The sequence below is a fragment of the Wolbachia endosymbiont (group A) of Pogonocherus hispidulus genome (assembly GCF_964028195.1).
In the GTDB taxonomy this organism is placed as follows: Bacteria; Pseudomonadota; Alphaproteobacteria; order Rickettsiales; family Anaplasmataceae; genus Wolbachia.
The window spans coordinates 1,609,744-1,629,282 of the sequence record NZ_OZ034750.1 but is presented as its reverse complement, the minus strand read 5'-3'; the positions used below and the strand labels follow the sequence as shown (position 1 = coordinate 1,629,282).

Sequence of the window (19,539 nt, the reverse complement as noted above, 5' to 3'; positions counted from 1 at the left end):
CTATAGAGATACTGCGAATGAATCCACAACTGTACGAACGTCCCGTGTTGCAGTAGAGTAAGTATAACCACCAATGTCATCCCAGTGCCCAGACACTGGGATCCAGCCTTTTCATAATCATCAAAACGTTGTATTTTAACGTAAAACAGCTATTTTTATGCTCACCAACTTAATAAAATTCCTGGATTCCAGTGTCAAGCACTGGAATGACACCATTTGTTGTAAACTTGTAAACTCACTTTTTCTTGATTTTTTGGTTTATCTTGTCTACCTATTTTGCCACTCTGCTGAACGGACACCTTGATTTTCACTTTTCTTTTAACCTTGCAATGATGTTTTCTTTGCCGATAAAAATTAATAATTTAGCGAGCTCTGGTCCTGTTTCTGTTCCTGTTAAAGCTAAACGCAACTGCATAAATAAGTCTTTTGCCTTTATATCCACTGTCTGTCGAATAGTTTTGACCCACTCTGATAATGTGTTTTCGTTACAATCGCCTTGAGGCAATGCATTGAACGCAATTTTTATAAGCTCCTTATCAAGAATCACAGGCTCTATATCAGATTTGCATATTTTCCACCACTTGGCCACCTCAGAAAACTTTTCTATATTGTTCCTTATAAAATACCAAAACTCTGAGGAGTCCACTCCAATTTGATTTAAACGGCCTTGCACCATTTCAAATGGCATTTGTTGCAGCACTTTGCTATTTAGCTTGTATACTTCACTCAAGCTGAATTGTACAGATGCTGAGCTAAATTTTTTAATGCCAAATGAGTCAATCAAAGATTGCATACAGGCGCAAGCTTCAATTGGATTGGATGTTCCGAGCTTCACTAAATAACTAACTAGCGCCATTGGTTCAGTCTCATCTTCTCTTATGGACTTGATATCCAGCCCGCCTTTCCGTTTCGATATCTTGCTATCATCAAAATGTAGTAGAGAAAGGTGAGTAAATATAGGAATTTTCGCTTTTAATGCTTTAATCATTTGGATCTGAACTGCGGTATTAGTTACATGATCTTCCCCGCGTACAACATGGGTTACATTAAAGTCAACATCATCAGTAACAGAAGGTAACATGTATGTGTAAATTCCATCTTCTCTTTTTACCACAGGATCGCTGATGTGACTTGTTGCAATATTTATTTCACCTTTAACTTCATCACTCCATTTAACAACTTCATTTCTATCCAACTTAAATCTAAAATGTGGTCTTCGTCCTTCTTGCTCATAATGGATTTTCTCTTGCTCAGTTAGAAGCAATGCACTTCTGTCATAAACAGGAGGAAGTCCTTGTTTTAACTGCAATTTTCGTTTAATTTCTAACTCTTCTCTTGTTTCATAGCATGCATAAATATGCCCTTCTTTTATTAACTGCAAAAACACCTCGTTATAGCGCTCAAAGCGCTCTGATTGCTTGAAACTTGCATCCCAATCGATACCAATCCATTTTAGGTCTTCTATGATATTATTTATATATTTGACATCTGAACGCTGAAGGTCAGTATCATCAAAACGGAGTAAAAATTTTCCATTTTGATTACGTGTGTACATCCAACAAACCAGAGCAGTTCGTACGTTTCCTACGTGGAGGTAGCCAGTTGGGCTTGGAGCGAATCTTGTTAACATTTAAATAGCAATATTGTAAAATAATAACTTATTTACTCTAATTTATTTTAATTTTATATAAACATATGGCTAAAGCAAGTGAGATCTGCTAATACAATTGAGCAAGAGAAGAATAAGTATGGCTATAGCATTGTGGCACCTTTGATATTTGATGGATTAAGACCATATGATAAATTCAAGAAAATTCACAACTTGACGACAAAGGCTAATGTAGCATTATATTGATATCATGACTAACTTAGAAAAGATGAGAGAAAAACTGCAAGATCAAATAAATTATCATAATGTTTTGTATCACCAAAAAAATAAGCCAGAAATAAGTGATGCTGAATATGATGAACTGAAGAAAAAGTTAGCTGAAATAGAGCCAGAAATTTATGCAACAAAAGATAGTGTTGGTGCTCCACCTGATGAGAGGTTTTCTAAGGTGGAACATCAAGAACCTATGCTTTCCCTTGAGAATGCTTATGATGAACAAGGTGTAGAGAAATTTTTGTCTAAAATAAAGAGATTTTTAATTGAAGACAAAATAGAGATATTATGTGAACCAAAAATTGATGGGTTGTCGTTTTCTGCAATTTATGAGGATGGGAGATTTGTTAAAGCTGCAACTCGAGGTGACGGTTTTGTAGGGGAAGATGTCACTCACAATGTTGCAACAATAAAAGGCTTTCCTAAGTTTTTGCAAGGTGTGCAAGGAAGACTAGAAGTAAGAGGTGAAATATACATCAGTAACAGCGACTTTTTAAAGTTAAATGAAAACGATGAATTTGCCAATCCTCGAAATGCAGCTGCTGGTTCTCTAAAGCAATTGGATGCAAACATTACAACAAGTAGACCACTTAGATATTTTGCTTATTCTTTGATTGGTGGAGCAGAGAAAAGTCAAAGTGAAATACTAAATAAGCTTGAGGCACTTGGTTTTTGCGTAAATGAGCATCAGTCCTTAACGAGTAGTTTGGATGGAATGCTGAAGTTCTATAACGAGATCTATAATTGTCGCTATAACTTGGATTATGATATTGATGGAATAGTCTATAAAGTAAATGATTTGGTACTACAAAATCGTCTAGGGAATACTCACAAAGCACCGCGCTCAGCACTTGCATACAAGTTTTCTGCGGTTTATGCAAAAACAAAGTTAAATAAGATATTTATACAGGTGGGCAGAACAGGGGTTTTAACTCCAGTTGCAGATTTAGTGCCAGTCAATATTGGTGGGGTGCTAGTTAGTAGAGCAAGTCTGCATAACCAAGATGAGATAAAACGTAAAGACATAAGAGAGGGAGATATTGTAACAATCAAAAGAGCAGGGGATGTAATTCCCCAGATCATTGAAGTGAACAGAGATTCTCGTCTTCCAAATACACCTGAATTTGTGTTTCCTGGAGTATGCCCTGAATGTGGTAGTAAAGTACGTCAGGTTGAGGGAGAGGCGGCAGTAAGATGTCCTGAGGAATTTGCCTGTAAAGCTCAAATAATAGAAAAACTAAAGCATTTTGTATCGAAAGATGCATTTGACATTGTTGGCCTTGGTGATAAGCAGATAGAGTTTTTTTACGACCTTGGTCTGATAAAACAAATCCATGATATTTTTACTTTAGAAGAAAGATTGGATGAATTTAATCTGGAAGAACAGTCTGGTTGGGGCAAGAAATCAACAGTTCATTTATTAAATGCTATACAAAGCAGAAGGGTAATAACTCTAGATAGGTTTATATTTTCTTTAGGTATTAGATTTATTGGCCAAGTTGCAGCAGAATTGCTTGCAGATTATTATGTTTCTTATGATAATTGGTATAATTCGATGATTGAACTGTCATCAGATAATACTGAGCTAGTAGGTATAGACGGCATAGGAAAAAAAGTGGCTGAATCTTTGGAATCATTTTTTTCTAAGGAACATAACATCAAAATGTTAAATGATCTTACTGCTTGTCTTCAAATTCTTTCTGTTAACACCAACTCTAGTGACTCTGTTTTAAATAATAAAATTATAGTGTTTACTGGTAAGCTACTTGCTATGAGTAGAGGAGAGGCAAAAGTAAGAGCCAAAACTCTAGGAGCAAAGGTCAGCTCACATCTTTCTGCTAAAACTGACTACCTAATTGCAGGAGAAAAACCAGGATCCAAATATAAAAAGGCAGTGGAATTAGGTGTAGAAATTTTAGATGAAGACCAGTGGCATAAAGTGGTAAGTTTGGGAGTGTTCAAATGACACTTGGATTGTATATTAAATCAAAGTGTATCCGTTCAGCAGATTGGCAAAATAAGGTAGACGAGAAAAGACAACTATAGGAACAAATGGGTGTCATGCCAGTGCGTGACACTGGCATCCAGTTTTCTTTACAAATTCACCAAAAGTGCTTCATTCTATAACGCAAAACCCATACTCACCAAACCCAATGCATTACTTGCAATTAAGTTTCCTGGATCCCAGTGTCAAGCACTGGGATGACACCGTCATAAAGGAACCAGTGTCAGCTACTTTCATGACATCGTTTACTATGTGATATCGTACCATATTGCAGTGTTCGTACAGTTGTGGGTCAAGCCATAGGATGACAACAATGATTAACTTTCTCCAAATTTAGAATTATCTCGGTTGCTTTTTTTATCTCATCAACGGAAGGCAAGTCTTTTGCACTGAGCGGTAGGCGGACAGTTTTGTGTTCTATAAGCCCAATATCATGTAATAGCGCTTTAGTGGGTATTGGGTTGCTGGCAATAAATAGAGCTTTGCAAGCTTGTTGCCAGATATCTGTTGAGCTTTTCATGTCATTTCCTGTCATTTGAGGAGTTGTTTTTTTTCTAGTTGCGCGCTGGAATGACAGTAGGCATTGCTTAACATATTCATGTGCTACATGTGGCCAAACATTGGAAGCAACGGAAACCAGACCAGCCGCACCATAAGCGGCCATATCGGATATCATATTATCATCTCCGCAAAAGACCTCAATATTTGGTGCAACTTTCTTATACTGAGCTAAAGTATCAACAGTGCCACTTGAATCTTTGATAGCCCAAAATTTTTCGTGGCTGGATAAGTTGCGTACAGTTTCAGCGTGAAGACTCACTCCTGCTCTCGATGGAATATTGTAAAACATAGCCGGCACATGTGCTTTCTCAAGTAGCTTTTCAAACCATAAAGTCTGCCCCATGATTCCAGGCTTTGCATAAATTGGAGTTGTCATTAGATAGCCGTGAATAGGCATACCCTTGCAAAAATCAAGCCATTCAAGAGTCTGATATAGATTCACTCCTGGTACACCAATTATAATTTTCGTATTTAATTTTAGCTTACATACAAATTCAACTAATGTACGCTTTTCAGAATCAGTAAGCGATAGGCTTTCACCGGTGCTACCCAGCAGCACTACACCATTTTCAGCTTCAGCTTGTATTGTAAGTAAACGCTGCAAACTGCTATAATCTATGCTATTCCCATTGTAATTAAATGGAGTAACACAAGCAGTCCATAAAAATGTAAATTTCAATTTAAATTGTTAAAATGGTATTTCATCGTCGATTAGTTCATCTTTTATATCGTTGTCAAAACTTTCGTACTTATTTTTTTGTTCTGTTTCATTTTGCTTGTATTCACTTGGCTTGTAATCGGAATTTGGTCGCGAATCTAAGAGAGTAAGAGCGCTATTAAAATTATATAGAACCACCTCTGTTGTGTATCTTTCACTGCCATTTTGGTCAGTCCATTTTCTAGTTCTCAAAGAACCTTCAACATAAACTTTACTGCCTTTACGTGCAAAATCTTTGACGATTTTTACTAATCCTTCACTAAAAATTACGATATTATGCCACTCTGTCTTTTCAGAGCGCATACCGGAAAGTTTGTCAGTCCAACTTTCAGATGTGGCTATTGAAAAACTTGCCATTTCTTTTCCATTTTGTGTAGTCCTAATTTCAGGATCTTTTCCTAAATTACCAACTAGTATGACTTTGTTTATGGTACCACCAGACATAATTATGTTCTAAATAAATCCCTTTATTATCTTATGTGAAAGTACTATTGTCAAATTTTATTAAAAGTGCGCTTGGAGGGATTCGAACCCACGGCCTTTGCCTCCGGAGGGCAACGCTCTATCCAACTGAGCTACAAGCGCATGTATAGACCCGCGGTATCTCTAGATCCCGCTAACACGTAGCGGACCGTCATACCGCCGCGGTATCTCATCAGCTAACAAGCAGCGGGATGACGGTTTTTCAAATTGTCGTAAGTCACTTTGGCTATATACTAAATTATTTAATAGATAAGCTATCCAAGTCAAATTTTTGTTTTGGATAAAGCGTAAACATAACACTCCCATGTCCAAGATATACATTTTGAGAATCATTCGCATGCTTTTTTATTGCTTTTTGATCTACGGTCCATACAAAAGTTACATAATTTTCAGTGACTGAGTGCACTTTTAAATCCTTAGTATTTATAAACAGCTTTCCATTTACCCATATTTTCCATGTATCGGGAGAAAGATATAAAATTGAGTCTAAACTCACTACCTTACAGTTGAAATTATCTGATACCTCCTCTTTTGCAGCTCTTGAAGACCGTAAATTGAACTTTTCCATTTCATTGACCATTTTATTAATTGGCTCTTCATCAAAAAAAATGCTTTTTACGTTACTATATTGTAACAAAACGTCAAAGTCACTTTCCACTGCTTCTCTTATTATATCGTCCTGATCTGTATAGCTTAGTTTTTGATTGTTAATAAAGAAACACTCTTTTGCACGCAAATTTGCTATATCAATAAAATCATCAATTTCTTGATTGCCAACTTTAAGAATACTTTCAAAATATCTTTTTTCTATCATCATTCCATACTGAGAATGATGACAAACCATTTCATCATTACCTTGTTTTTCTATATACACGCATAAATTTCCACTATTCAATCCTAATATTTTATGCTCAATAAAATCTTCATTGCCAATATGTTGTCGGCAAGAATACTCCTTACAAATTCCTATGCTTTCTATGATATCTTCACAACTGCAATATGCATTAACATTGGAAATGAGTAGCGTAAAAATAAAAAACAGCTTTATGTTCATCACCTTATCTACTTAATATAGTATACCAATCAAAGACTATATTAGCTCTCACTATCTCTATCATATTACCATTCAAAATCTGATTCATAGTTGCAGCATCAATATTTCTCTGCTTGTTTAAAATAAGAGATTTGATCATAACATAACCAGGCAGATTTGGAATAGACTGTAGAAATAAAAAAATATGCTTATCGCTGATTGAGCTTAAATTTAGGGCCACTTCACTTTTTATTACTTTTGTGCGTTCACTTTTGTTGTGGAGCTCAACTTCTTCGGGTATAGAAATTGATATTTCAGGTTCTAATATATAGTACTTTTTATATAACTTGCTAAGCTCGAAATCTAAATTTGCAATGTATCTGCTACTGTGTAAATTTGAAGAAGAAATTTTTTTCCATAAATCTAGGTTTTTATTTAGAACAACTTCCTTTTTTTGAATTCCAGTAATCTGTAAATTAATAAAACGTGTTTTATCAATCGCAATTTGGTTTTTATTATAAACCTTTTCGTTATAGATAACAACATATGTTAATAACCCTATTAATCCAACAGATAATAACAAATACGATATAAACTGAATTGTAGCTTTTCTTTTTAGTTGAGAGATAGTCATTAATCTACATTGCCTCTCCTATTTTAACATCAATAGATAGATTTTGCTCTTTAGCAGCAGGTAAGCTAGAAATACTAATGTCATAGGTACGAAAATTATCATTTAAATTTTTTCGTAGTTTCTCGTATTGATGAGAAATATTTTTACCGGATTGAAAATCAAACCTTAAAGTTGTAGTAATATAACTTTTTGCCTCATTATAATTCCATTCAAATGATCGAAGTTCTATACCTGGTACTTTTAACTTTTCTACATACTTAACTTGTGTAAGAGGAGAGTATTCTATTCTTGATAAAATATTATTGATATTAATAAAATCATAAATTTCATCTATTTTTTTTACATTATAGCTTTGGCTAAGTTTTGTTAATTGGTTATTTAAGGTGTTCTGCTTTGCGGATAAATTATCGGCGACATTGAAGTTTGAATACAAATTTAGCAAACAAAGGGCGTTAATTACAACTAAAACCAAAGCGAAGTATAGAAAAATTTGAGGAGAGTTTAAATAAAGGTAATTGAATAGATAAAATTCTTTAGTTTCCTTTGTATTAAAAATAGCTGCTAATTTATTCTTAAAGCTGTGAAACAAAATTATGGTATCGCAAAAGTTATCTTTTTCACTTATAGCTAGTTCTGCTCCTAATAGTTTGCCTAACTCATATGGAGTTAATATGTTCACACTGTTCTCTGAAAAATTTATGACTGATAAACTAGCTTTAATATCTTCTGACACTATGATGCAAAGGTCGATAGGGTTATTTTTTTCAAACCCAAACTTAGTTAAGGATCGAATAGTGTTTTGCACTTCCTGATATATTCCACCAGCAATAATTCCTGGTAAATTATCATTAGTAAATGGTACTAAACGCGTAAATATCATTTTATTCTCTTTAAGAACCACTTGTCTATAGCCTCCCGTTTTAGTTGCAGCAACTATAATTTTCCAATTATTAGGATCTTTATGTAGAATCTTTTTTGTTATATTACTTATTTCTATAGGAAACATTAATATTCCCTTAAAGTTGGAGCCTATCTCAATAAACACATTCAACCAATATTCTACTAAATGCTTTGCTTTTGATGAAACAAGAAGATAGCACCAGTTTTGATTGAATTTGTTTGGCTTCTCAACCAAAAAAACTAAACTTATGTCATTATTACGAGAAAAATGCTCCATCTTTGTTTTTGCTGATAGATAGGCACTAATCTTGTTTGCCCTTGTAATAAACTGTAGCGAGTAATTTTGATCTGCATGATTAAGCACCAGGTATAAAGGTGCTTTTTTGTCTGATGAAAGACATGAAATTAAATCGGAAACAGCTTTATCGTTTTTGCCCTTAACAAAATACCTTTTATTTAAAGTGTTATTTTTAAAATATAGTAACATTATGCCTTCTTCTCCAATAGAAAGCATAAACTTACTTTTGGATTTTGAACTAAACATATTAACAAAGCGTGTACTTATCTAGAATTAAAAAGGCAATTTATTGAAATTCATTAAACGTTAGAGGGAAATATTGTTATAAATTTTCGCAGCAACATTATTTATATTATAATTTTTTTATAAAATTACTACTAATATTAAGCTATTTAATTGATAAATTAAGAAAGCTCATTAATTAGAAATATACACTATCTGCCGATTAACTTTAATTAATAGGAGTTATTAATCTATTTACTATTCTTGTAATATTATTTCTAATGGTAAACATTTCTAGTAATACTGGAACAGTTGTTATTTCAGATACAGAATTTAGAACTAACCATTTGCTGAAGAGCGCTCATCTTCTGTGGTATTTGATGATGGAGCAACTAATTTGCTCAAAATCTCATCTTTTGGTCCCATAGCGTAAATGACACCATCTGACATGAGGATCACCTTATCAACTACGGACAATAACGGTAGTTTGTGAGTGATGATAACAGTAGTAGTATTTTGTTTTCTTGTAACATTGATTGCGTTAATTAAACACGCCTCTCCATTGCTATCTAAGTTAGCGTTTGGTTCATCAAGTACTAAAAGTTTTGTGTGACCATAAAAAGCTCTGGCAAGTCCAAGAAGCTGTTTTTGGCCGCCAGAGAGCGTTACTCCTCCAGGACCTCCTATTGTTGTATCATATCCATTTGGTAAGCTTAGTATTAGTTCATGTATTCCTGCAATTTTTGCTGCTTTGATTATTTCTTCAGGATTTGGATCTGGCCTCATGCGAGCAATATTAGCTTTGACACTAGTGTTAAATAACTCAATATCTTGAGGTAAGTAGCCAACATAATTACCAAAATTTTCTCGATTCCAAGTATATACATCAGCGCCATCTAGTCTGACCACACCAGATATTGGCTTCCATACACCAACAGTTAATTTTGCGATAGTGGATTTACCAGAAGCACTTGCACCAATCACACCTACTACGTCTCCTGGTTCTATTACAAATGATATTCCTTTTACTGTCGGCTTATTGCTTCCATAGGGAGTAAAAAATACTCTATCAAATTCCAATTTTCCTTCAGGTTCTGGTAGAGCCATCGTTTGCTCTCTTTTTGGCGATGTTAATATAAGTCTTTGTAGCCTTCCATATGACATTCTAGCCTGATTTAAAAACTTCCAAGTATGAACCGCAGCGTCAAATGGTGCTAACACTCTACCCATTAAAATTGAAGCAGCGATGATGCTACCAGCAGTTTTATGAGCTGTAATTGCAAGTAATGCACCTGTTCCAATTACTGATATTTGCAGAGTTGAGCGCAAAAACTTAGTGATTCCAGTAATTACATTAGAGCGATTTTGTGCTTTAATTTGCATTGCTCGATTCTGATCATTTCGTTTACACCAATCAGAGACTATGAATTCTGACATGCCCATAGCTTCAACTACTTCTGCATTTCTTGTTGCAACATCTATAGCATTGATATTCCGTATAGTTTCTTCGTTGGTTTCTTGTAATATTCGTTTAGTGGCAAGTTCATTCCATATTGCCATAGAGACTAATATAATGATTCCAGCAATAGCTATAAACCCCGTGGAGGTGTGTATCATGAAAATCACAACAAGGTAAATTAACGACCATGGAGTATCAAACAGTGAGAATATACCATTTCCTGTAATGAAATTTTTTATTACCCCGAGATCTCGTATTGCTTCACCACTTGAAGTTGAGCTCTGCACTGACGTTAGCCTGATTGACCTTACTATCAGATCTGGTGTTGCAGTTTTATCGATCCAATCACCTATTTTTGCCATGGCTAAATATCGACAAGTTTCAAGCATTGCAGAACATGCAAATGCAGATAAAGTGATAATTGTCAGCATAGTTAGTGTTGATACACTTTCGCTTGATATCACCCGATCAAGCACTTGAGAGGTATAAAGTGGTAGGAATAACATTAATAAATTGATTCCCGCACTAAACCAAAAGATGAACCAAAATGCACTTTTGCATTTTTCTAGACAAATATATAGAGTACTTTGCTTCAATTCTTTTTTTATTGATGGCGTAATTTCCACAATCTTCCTCTTAATTTGATTATATGCACCATATACAATTTTTATTACAAAAATATTAATAACGGTAGTTAGCCTGCTTTAAGTAAGTAAAATATTAATATATGTGAATAGGAAATATAAACAATGGTAAAAAGAAGTATAGTTAATATTTCCTTCATTGCCTATAACTGAGCTACGTCATACCGCCACGGCGCTAACAAGAGATCCCGCTAACAAGCAGCGGGATGACGAGGTATAAACCATCGTCATGCAGCCGCAAACCGTCATACCGCGATTTATTCGCGGTATCTCATCCGCTAACAAGCAGCGGAATGACAGCAATCCTACGTCATACCGCCACGGCGCTAACAAGAGATCCCGCTAACACGTAGCGGGATGACGGTTGTCAGGGTAGCTGTCATCCCAGTGCCAAGCACTGGAATGACATCCTCCCTTGTGGAAATTGTTCTCAAATCACAATGTTCGTACAGCTATAGATTCATTCGCGGTGTAGATTCCGCTAACACGTAGCGGAATGACGGTTTTTCAAATTGTCGGTCAACCTAAGTCACTTTAGCTATAATTCAGAATTGAGAGCTTTTAATAACTTTCTAATTCCCACTTTGGCCTTGGTGCAAAATTAAGTGGATCTATATAATTCTTCTGTAACCTTTCAATTCCTGCCCATCCAACCATTACTGCATTGTCTGTACATAGATTATTAGGGGGGAAAAATATGTTTAAGTTTGTGTGTTTTTTTAATTTTTCTCTCAAGAAATTATTTGCTGCAACTCCGCCGGTAATCACAAAGTCATTGATTTTGATATTTAAAGATTCGGCCATAATAATCGCATTACTAACCCTGTCCAGCAGTATGTCACTAATACACCCTTGAAACGAAGCACATACATCACATACATCTTGCTCGCTCATTTTAAGTTCTTGCACCAAGTTTTTTACTGCTGTTTTGATTCCAGAAAACGAAAAATTACATCCAGAACGTTTTATCATTGCCCTTGGCAGTTTAAATCTTACACCATTGCCTTTTTTAGCTAACTTTTCAATTAATGGCCCTCCGGGATAGCTTAAACCCAGCATCTTAGCAACTTTATCAAATGCTTCTCCTAACGAGTCATCAAGTGTCTTCCCGAGTTTAATATATTTACCTACATCCTGTGCAATTAAAAATTGACAGTGACCACCTGATATTAGTAGGACTAAAAATGGAAATTTTACCTCATGCAGTAACCTAATAACCAATGCATGCGCTTCTAAGTGATTCACTGCAATGAACGGTTTTTGTGCTACATGCGCAATTGCTTTAGCCATCATTGTACCAACTATTAGTCCACCTATGAGTCCTGGTCCTGATGTTGCTGCAATTGCATTGAGGTCACAAAAGTTAAGGTTAGATTTTTCCACGGCGCTTTTTATTAGACCACTTAAATGCTCCATATGAGCACGTGAAGCTATTTCAGGGATCACCCCACCGCGTTTTTTGTGTTCTGCTTGGGAGAGAATTTCGTGAGCAAGGACTTGCTTGTCACTATTTACAATCGCTACTGCAGTTTCGTCGCAGCTTGTTTCAACAGCTAAAATGGTTTTCATGTATATTCGAACACTTTATTATAAAAACTATACCTTGAAACGCTATAGAAGTTAAGAAAAGATTACACCCTTATAGAACGAACTGCTATAACTAAAATGAGTAAGATCTGCTGAATTTCAGCGCCAAGCGCATAACTATACGAACATTGTAGTTTTAGAGCAATTCCCACCGGAAGGGTGTCATTCCAGTGCCTCTATGATGTCATCCCAGTGCTTGACACTGGGATCCAGCTTTTTCATAATCATCAAAATGTTGTATTTTTACATAAAATGGCTACTTTTATGCTTACCAACTTAATAAAATTCCTGGATCCCAGTGTCTGGGCACTGGGATGACACCCCACTGGTGGCCCAAACTACAACGTTCGTACAGTTGTGGAATGAATCGCGGTATGACGGTTCGCAGCGGTATGACATAGGAAAACCTGCACTGTAAGCTAATCATCATCTCCGAATATAGAGCCAATTTTTTTGCCTCTACCGGGAGAAAATTTATTAGTCCAACTGCTTTGCACTTTGGTTACGTCTTTAGTGGCGGTTTTATTGCTGTATTCCTTGATTTCCTTATCTATTCTATCCATCATTTGTGGATCCAGGCAGCTCTTTTTCCATTGATCAGTAGCAAGGAACACTTTGTTTAAATCTTGAGTGCGAATTAAGTATTCTTTATCCTTAGGATAAACCTCTTGTGCCCAAGCAAATAGCTCAAAATAGCGTGCAAACAATTCAGATGCGCGTGACTTTGCAGTGTGATAAGCTTGTATCTCCTTAAATATAACTTGGCTAATAATTTTCTGCACAAGAACATTTGCTTGCCTTAAATTCTGCTCAATATCCTGGTAAACCTTATGGAGAAATTCCTGCTCTAGGCTCAAGTTAAGCTCATTTTCAACCATATGTGAAAGTTCATGCACTATAATGTATGGACTTGACCTTCTCAGCACAATAACATACCTATTTACACCGGAAGACCTGATTGTCTTACACACCCCTTCTTCCATATCCACTAATCCCTCTTGGTATATTTCAAACGAAAGCCTATTTTGCTTTATTAGTGATAAAGTGAGGTTTAATGTGTTTCTAAACTTCTCAAATTGATAGAGATACTCAATATATCGTATTGCATTTTCACTGCTTCCTACTTTAGTCGCTTGTTTGATTAAATTCCTGATTAGCATGCCTTATTATTAAAGGAATTTTTTTTTTATACTCAAGAGCTATAAAGTGTTTTTAGGGAGCCTGATTGCATGGCTAAAGTAATTTATGTTTACTGATAACCGTCATACCGCCGCGGTATCTCATCCGCTAACAAACAGCGGGATGACGGTTATCAGGCTAGCTGTCATCCCAGTGCTTGACACAAAGCTGTACGAACATTGTAATTAGCAGGTGGCAAATTCAAGTAGCTGACACTGGTTCACTCTGTGATGGTGTCATCCCAGTGCTTGACACTGGGATGGCTTTGTTGCATAGCACCTTAAGCAGTGATGGTTTACGACAAATTTATGTAATGATTTCAAATTTAGCCATACCAATATCAGTGAATTTGTTGAGCAAATAGCACTTAATTAGTAATTCTTTTTCACGATTTACTTCAGATTTATTCCTAAAGCTAAATCCAAATACTTGCTTCAACCTTGAGAAAAATCCTTCTATGTAAGATCTCTTTCCATAAATTGCTTCCTTTTTCCACTCTTTTACACCATCTTGTCCATATAATTTTATTAACCTAATAGCAGCATTTCTGTCAGACATATAATCTATTTTTGAATGTTCTGCTGCATCCTTTTTTGGTAGAACTTTTGTCTTTATATCGTATTTCTTACACAATTTATAAAGTTTGTGCCTATCGTATGCCCTATCTGCATATAATGCTTTTATTTTGTGCTGAAAATTAACTTCTTCAAGCAAATCGCAAGCTCCATAGTGGTCAGAGTAGACGCCATTACTGTATCTTGCAGCTATAGCTTTTTTACTATTCACACTTAACATAACATGTAACTTTCTTACTTGCTCGTAGCTTCGGTACTTTCTATCTGCACTGTTTTCCTTACTGTGGCCAGGAGTGTTACTGTAAATGCTGATACTTGTGCTATCTATGATAATTTTAATATTTTCCATGTTGCTTTTATCAACCCTGCAATCATTTATCTTAATATTAAGTTTTTTAAACCTTCTTGATGCTTGTGAATAGCTGATAACTGCCAAATTTTTTCCTATTTGTTGCAGATATCCTTTTATAAACCCCACCGTTTGTCTTAAACCAATTCTAAAAAGATTGACAATTATATGCACCAAAATTACGACTTTATCACTGTAAATATAGTTGCCGCCCTGCATTTTTGGACTATTTTCATACCAATTTTCGATAGCTTCATCGATGTAACGAAAAATATTTCCCCTTTTTTCAAGGAATTTGTTATATTCGTTTTGGTTACTGACTTTCATTTTCTGTGGCATATTTTTTCTTCAACAGTTAAATGGTTATTTATAATGAATTTTGTCAGTAGCCACCAGATTTTTTCGGTTGCTATGCAACAAAGCCCACTGGGATCCAGCCTTTCTGCAATCTCATCGAAAACGTTGTAACCACTTTCTATGCTAGTTTGCTTGCTCACAAGCAAACTTTCCTGGATCCCAGTGTCTGGGCACTGGGATGACAAAAAAAGGAGCACTGGGATGACACCATTTGTTGTGTTTAACAAAGTTCGTACTTAGCTTCATGTTAGCTATAAATATTTAAGAAATTTACCAAATGGGAAAAAAAGGCAAAAGAAGCCCTAGTCATTGTCTATTTTCAGTCTTGGCGTTTTTTAAGTCTTAAACACTGCAATTTAGCTGCTTTTAAATGCAACTAACCTTAGCTATAAATGTTTAAGAAATTTACTAGGCAGAAAAAAAAGGCAAAGAAAACCCGTGGTAGCTAGTTATTACACTCTCTATTTTAAAATTTGACGTTGGGTGATGTCTTGAACGCTTTATAAGCGCGTTTCAGCTTATGTAGGTAAAAACCTAGAAATTTGATAAAGACATACGGTGCACATAGTGCAAAAAATTAAACATGAGACGCCAGATACGTGAGTTTTTTTGTCATTTAATCTGTACAGAGAAGATAAATAAATAGCTTCAGTCTCATGATAAGGGGGCTGGCGGAGTTTGTCAAGGAAGTTTTTGCATTCAATCCGTTTCTATGGCTTATATAATAATCATTATTGTAGTATAATTTAGAATAATGCAATAGACATCTAAGTGTTTTAGCTATTAATTATATGTTGCACAAGAGCACATATTACAATACCATCCAAGTAGGTCAAAAATAAGGAGATTGTCATGAGTTTTACTTTACCTGAATTACCATATGATAAAACAGCTTTAGAACCTTACATATCTGCAAAAACCTTAGATTTTCATTATGATAAGCACCATAAAGGATATTTAAATAAACTCAACGAGCTGGTTGAAAATACGGATTGTCAACATGTGAAAATTGAGGAATTAATAACAAAAGTGCATGGTAATAGCGATAAAGTTCCCATATTTAATAACGCAGCACAAGTTTGGAACCACACTTTTTATTGGAACTCAATGAAAAAAAATGGTGGTGGTAAGCCTAAAGATAGTAGTCTTTTAGCAAAAAAAATTCAGGACGATATCGGTGGCTTTGATAAATTTTATGAAGAATTCTCCAATTATGGAGTAAGCCAGTTTGGTAGTGGATGGGTGTGGTTAGTGCTTGAAAAAGGAAAGCTCAAAATCACCAAAACTCCAAATGCAGATTTGCCATTAACTTATGGTCAAGTGCCATTACTCACTATGGATGTGTGGGAGCACGCATACTATTTAGATTGTCAAAATCGTAGAATTGACTACATAAAAGTTTTCCTTGACCATTTGATTAATTGGGATTTTGCAGAAGAAAATTTAAAAAAGAATACATAAGATGAATACACCTCAGGTAACAAAATTAGATAATGGTCTGCGCATAATAACTGAGCAGGTGCGTGATGTTGACTCTGTAGCTTTAAGTATACGAGTTGGTGTTGGCAGTAGAGCGGAAAGTGCAAATCAAAATGGAATATCCCATTTTCTAGAACACATGGCTTTCAAAGGGACGAAGACAAGAACTGCATTTGAAATTGCAAAAGCTTTTGATGACATAGGTGGGGTTTTCAACGCCAGCACCGGTAGGGAAAGCACCACCTATTATGCAAAAGTCCTCAAGAAAGACATAAAAACTGGTATTGATATATTAATAGATATATTGATGAATTCAACATTTCCAGAAGATGAATTGGAACGTGAGAAGGGCGTTGTAATACAAGAGATTTTTCAGACTAATGATTCACCAAGTGACATTGTTTTCGATAAATATTTTGAGGCAGCTTATAAAGATCAACCATTTGGTAAGTCAATCTTAGGTACGCAAGATACGGTAAAGTCATTTACTAGGGAAAATCTAAATAACTACATAAACGAACATTACTTTGGCGAGAATATGCTATTTGCCGTTGCAGGAAATGTTGAACATGGAGAAGTTGTTGCATTAACCAAAGATTTTCTCTCAAAGATTCATTCTAAAGAGCTGAAAAAAAGCCAAAATGCGACGAGCTACACTGGTGGTGAGTATTTAGAACATCGTAAATTAGATCAGGTGCACTTGCTAATTGGTCTACCTAGTGTTTCTCGCTATGACGATAAATATCACACGTTTCAAGTGCTTGATTCTATATTAGGGAGCGGAATGTCATCACGTTTATTCCAGGAAGTAAGGGAAAAGCAGGGATTAGCTTACTCTGTTTATTCATTTAATTCCAGCTACACTGATACAGGGATGTTTTCCATTTTTGCTGGCACAGATAGTAGTAACTTAGATAAGCTTTTAAAATCTATGACGACAGAGTTGAAGAAGCTGTCTACAGATGATCTGAGGGAAGAAGAAGTAAATAGAGTGAAAGAGCGAGTAAAATCCCAAATTTTAATGTCACGCGAAAGTGTTAGCTCACGTGCTGAAACATTGGGGCACTACTATGGTAACTATAATAGGTACATCAGTAAAAATGAATTAATAGAAAAAATTAGTGCAGTTACCACTGCTAACGTAAAAAAAGCAGCAAAAGAATTGTTATCTCAGCATGAAAAAACCACTCTAGCTGCAATTGGAGAAATTAAATCATTGCCAAGTTACGATAAAGTGGTTTCTATGCTTAAAGCTTAGCGCATTCTATTATATTGATTTGGCTGCTTTACAATAGATCTTCATAATTTAGCACAGTGATTAAAGAAGTGTAAAGTTGAAACAATGTGCCATGAACCGGATATGCAAGAAATTATACGAATCTTCGACCTCCTCTTTCAATAATATTATTATTTCTATTTTGCGTAACTTTTTCCGTATAATTTTTAGGAGGTACTGGTGGTGCAAGTGGTTTTTTGCTTACAGGGTTTGAGTCTATACCTTTCTTTTGCCGATGATAGTTCCGTGCTTCTTGAACGGTCTGAAATATAGACTCTCCATCATTATAGTTTCCTCTCACAGAGTTTGAGTTTATGTTCTCTAATTGCATAAAAGTCAATAATAATTTTTTATATCATTAAAAATATTTTCTGACATCAAGCCTGGCTATAGTACAAATTTTATCTGCTATTATATTATCTTACTCAACTACAAATCGCTTTATTGGCAAAAAAACACCTGTACTAAATTTTTAATGACCTTTCTAAATCAATATAGTTAATGAATATATGGATAAGTACGTCCACACACATTAAAAGTACTTATTCACATATTCATTAAACTCATAAAAATTAAGGTGTCATACTTTCCTCATAATCCTAGTGATTTTACATAAGTTAAAGTAGCATGCTTCCAAAGTTCTCTCCGCGGTCCAATATGGCTAAAACTTTAGTTCGCCAAGCCGCACTATACTTGTTAGGCGGAAGTGGACGGCAACATGTTTCGCACGAAGTCTAAGCTTCACTTTCTGCTCTTGCTTGTCCCTTCCATCGGCATTACTATCTTCACTTTCAATAAAACTATTGTTCTATACTCCTCTTGTTTATTGATAACAAAATTCTGTTTTATCAACCAACATCCTATGCATGATTACAGCTAATTTTCTCGCTACTGCTACAATTGCTTTTTTCATCCCTTTTTTCTTTGCTAGCTTTAATCCCCAGCTTTTTAACTTAAATTTCTTCTTATTGACTACAAGTAAGACTTGTGCAGCCTCATACAACATACTTCTGCACTCCACTGGTCCCATTTTTGATATACTGCCATGATGATTAACCTCCCCAGAAGCGTACTGCCTTGGTGTCAATCCTATATAGGCTCCAACTGTATAAGATGTTTCAAATCTATATGGATTATCTATTGCAGCTTTAAATGTCATTGCTACTATCATACCAACTCCTGGGGTAGTAGTTAACAATTTGCAATCTTCGTCTTTTTCGCCTTGTCCTGAAAGTATTTTGTCAAGTTTTCTTATTGATTCTTCTATTGTTTCCAAACTACAAACTAATGCTTCTATTGAACTCCTACTGATTTCATCCAAATTATTTATTGCATCTTGTATTCTTAAGGCAAAAATTTCAAATTTTGCTCCTTTACCGAGCTTTATTCCATATATCTTCAATAATCCTCTTATTGTTCCAATGATTTGCTGCTTGTTGCATATTAACTGCCTTCTGCTTCCAAGCGCTACCTTAATTTTGCAAGATTCGTCTGATTTTACCAATACTTCTTTGTATAACCCAGCTCTCATCATTTGTGCTATACCTCTTGCATCATTTTTATCATTCTTATTGATCCTTGCAGATAATGCTGCTGCCATATGTCTTGCATCTACACAAATTACTGGTAATCCAAAATTCCTTAATTCTTTGCACATTGATATTGATAGCTGTCCACTTTCTATCCCTATCACTTCATATTCTTTGTCTTGGCCAAGCAAGCACTTAGCTATTGCATCACTCTCACTTGCAACAACTTCTTCTTTAATAATTTTTCCTTTCTCATCAACGATACTGATAAAAGTTTCTTTGAGTGAGACATCTAATCCACTATAATATTTCATGAGACTACTCCTACTATAAAAGTTTAAATTATTTTTGAAGAACTTATTCTACTGA

17 protein-coding genes and 1 tRNA gene are annotated in these 19,539 nt (G+C 35.2%); 4 read left to right on the top strand and 14 right to left on the bottom strand.

Annotated features, from left to right (window positions below):
* Positions 1-307 precede the first annotated feature (307 nt).
* Complete coding sequence (gltX, locus tag ABWU58_RS07950; RefSeq protein ID WP_353283169.1) at positions 308-1,630, bottom strand: glutamate--tRNA ligase; 1,323 nt, start codon at positions 1,628-1,630, stop codon at positions 308-310.
* A gap of 78 nt (positions 1,631-1,708) precedes the next feature.
* Between gltX and ABWU58_RS07945 the strand changes: the two genes are divergently transcribed.
* The gene (locus tag ABWU58_RS07945) at positions 1,709-1,855 is read left to right on the top strand and encodes a hypothetical protein (protein ID WP_264329277.1); all 147 of its coding nucleotides are present in this window, start codon (positions 1,709-1,711) and stop codon (positions 1,853-1,855) included.
* A 4-nt stretch (positions 1,856-1,859) separates the two neighbouring features.
* A complete protein-coding gene (ligA, locus tag ABWU58_RS07940) occupies positions 1,860-3,848 on the top strand; it encodes an NAD-dependent DNA ligase LigA (protein ID WP_353283168.1) in 1,989 nt (662 codons plus the stop codon).
* A 331-nt stretch (positions 3,849-4,179) separates the two neighbouring features.
* Here the strand turns inward: ligA and dapA are convergent, their stop codons facing one another.
* From dapA to ABWU58_RS07880, 11 genes are all read right to left on the bottom strand, one after another.
* Positions 4,180-5,127 (bottom strand): 4-hydroxy-tetrahydrodipicolinate synthase, encoded by a 948-nt coding sequence (gene dapA, locus ABWU58_RS07935; RefSeq protein WP_353283167.1) that lies wholly within the window; start codon positions 5,125-5,127, stop codon positions 4,180-4,182.
* 9 nt (positions 5,128-5,136) lie between these two features.
* Positions 5,137-5,610, bottom strand: coding sequence for a single-stranded DNA-binding protein (ssb, locus tag ABWU58_RS07930; protein ID WP_353283166.1), 474 nt, complete (start codon positions 5,608-5,610; stop codon positions 5,137-5,139).
* Between the two features lie 67 nt (positions 5,611-5,677).
* Positions 5,678-5,751 (bottom strand) — tRNA-Arg (locus ABWU58_RS07925).
* Between the two features lie 136 nt (positions 5,752-5,887).
* A complete protein-coding gene (locus tag ABWU58_RS07920) occupies positions 5,888-6,703 on the bottom strand; it encodes a hypothetical protein (protein WP_353283165.1) in 816 nt (271 codons plus the stop codon).
* A 4-nt stretch (positions 6,704-6,707) separates the two neighbouring features.
* Positions 6,708-7,316 carry a hypothetical protein gene (locus tag ABWU58_RS07915; RefSeq protein ID WP_353283164.1) on the bottom strand — a complete coding sequence of 203 codons (609 nt, stop codon included), beginning with the start codon at positions 7,314-7,316 and terminating at the stop codon, positions 6,708-6,710.
* A gap of 4 nt (positions 7,317-7,320) precedes the next feature.
* Positions 7,321-8,760: a hypothetical protein gene (locus tag ABWU58_RS07910; protein ID WP_353283163.1), complete on the bottom strand. Its 1,440-nt coding sequence runs from the start codon at positions 8,758-8,760 to the stop codon at positions 7,321-7,323.
* A gap of 315 nt (positions 8,761-9,075) precedes the next feature.
* Complete coding sequence (locus ABWU58_RS07905; protein ID WP_353283162.1) at positions 9,076-10,821, bottom strand: type I secretion system permease/ATPase; 1,746 nt, start codon at positions 10,819-10,821, stop codon at positions 9,076-9,078.
* Between the two features lie 579 nt (positions 10,822-11,400).
* Positions 11,401-12,408 carry a tRNA (adenosine(37)-N6)-threonylcarbamoyltransferase complex transferase subunit TsaD gene (gene tsaD / locus ABWU58_RS07900; RefSeq protein WP_353283161.1) on the bottom strand — a complete coding sequence of 336 codons (1,008 nt, stop codon included), beginning with the start codon at positions 12,406-12,408 and terminating at the stop codon, positions 11,401-11,403.
* 437 nt (positions 12,409-12,845) lie between these two features.
* Complete coding sequence (locus tag ABWU58_RS07890; RefSeq protein ID WP_353283159.1) at positions 12,846-13,586, bottom strand: hypothetical protein; 741 nt, start codon at positions 13,584-13,586, stop codon at positions 12,846-12,848.
* A 325-nt stretch (positions 13,587-13,911) separates the two neighbouring features.
* Positions 13,912-14,868 carry an IS5 family transposase gene (locus ABWU58_RS07885; RefSeq protein ID WP_353282674.1) on the bottom strand — a complete coding sequence of 319 codons (957 nt, stop codon included), beginning with the start codon at positions 14,866-14,868 and terminating at the stop codon, positions 13,912-13,914.
* A complete protein-coding gene (locus tag ABWU58_RS07880) occupies positions 14,853-15,113 on the bottom strand; it encodes a hypothetical protein (RefSeq protein ID WP_353283158.1) in 261 nt (86 codons plus the stop codon). Before ABWU58_RS07880 ends, ABWU58_RS07885 begins: the two co-directional genes overlap by 16 nt.
* A gap of 625 nt (positions 15,114-15,738) precedes the next feature.
* On the opposite strand from ABWU58_RS07880, the gene ABWU58_RS07875 reads away from it, so the two are divergent.
* Positions 15,739-16,347 (top strand): superoxide dismutase, encoded by a 609-nt coding sequence (locus ABWU58_RS07875; RefSeq protein ID WP_353283157.1) that lies wholly within the window; start codon positions 15,739-15,741, stop codon positions 16,345-16,347.
* A 1-nt stretch (position 16,348) separates the two neighbouring features.
* On the top strand, positions 16,349-17,623 hold the full coding sequence (locus tag ABWU58_RS07870; RefSeq protein ID WP_353283156.1) for a M16 family metallopeptidase: 1,275 nt from the start codon (positions 16,349-16,351) through the stop codon (positions 17,621-17,623).
* Between the two features lie 112 nt (positions 17,624-17,735).
* Here the strand turns inward: ABWU58_RS07870 and ABWU58_RS07865 are convergent, their stop codons facing one another.
* Together ABWU58_RS07865 and ABWU58_RS07860 are read right to left on the bottom strand one after the other, a co-directional pair.
* Positions 17,736-17,972, bottom strand: coding sequence for a hypothetical protein (locus ABWU58_RS07865; protein WP_353283155.1), 237 nt, complete (start codon positions 17,970-17,972; stop codon positions 17,736-17,738).
* 492 nt (positions 17,973-18,464) lie between these two features.
* Complete coding sequence (locus tag ABWU58_RS07860; RefSeq protein WP_353283154.1) at positions 18,465-19,484, bottom strand: IS110 family transposase; 1,020 nt, start codon at positions 19,482-19,484, stop codon at positions 18,465-18,467.
* Between the last annotated feature and the right edge of the window lie 55 nt (positions 19,485-19,539).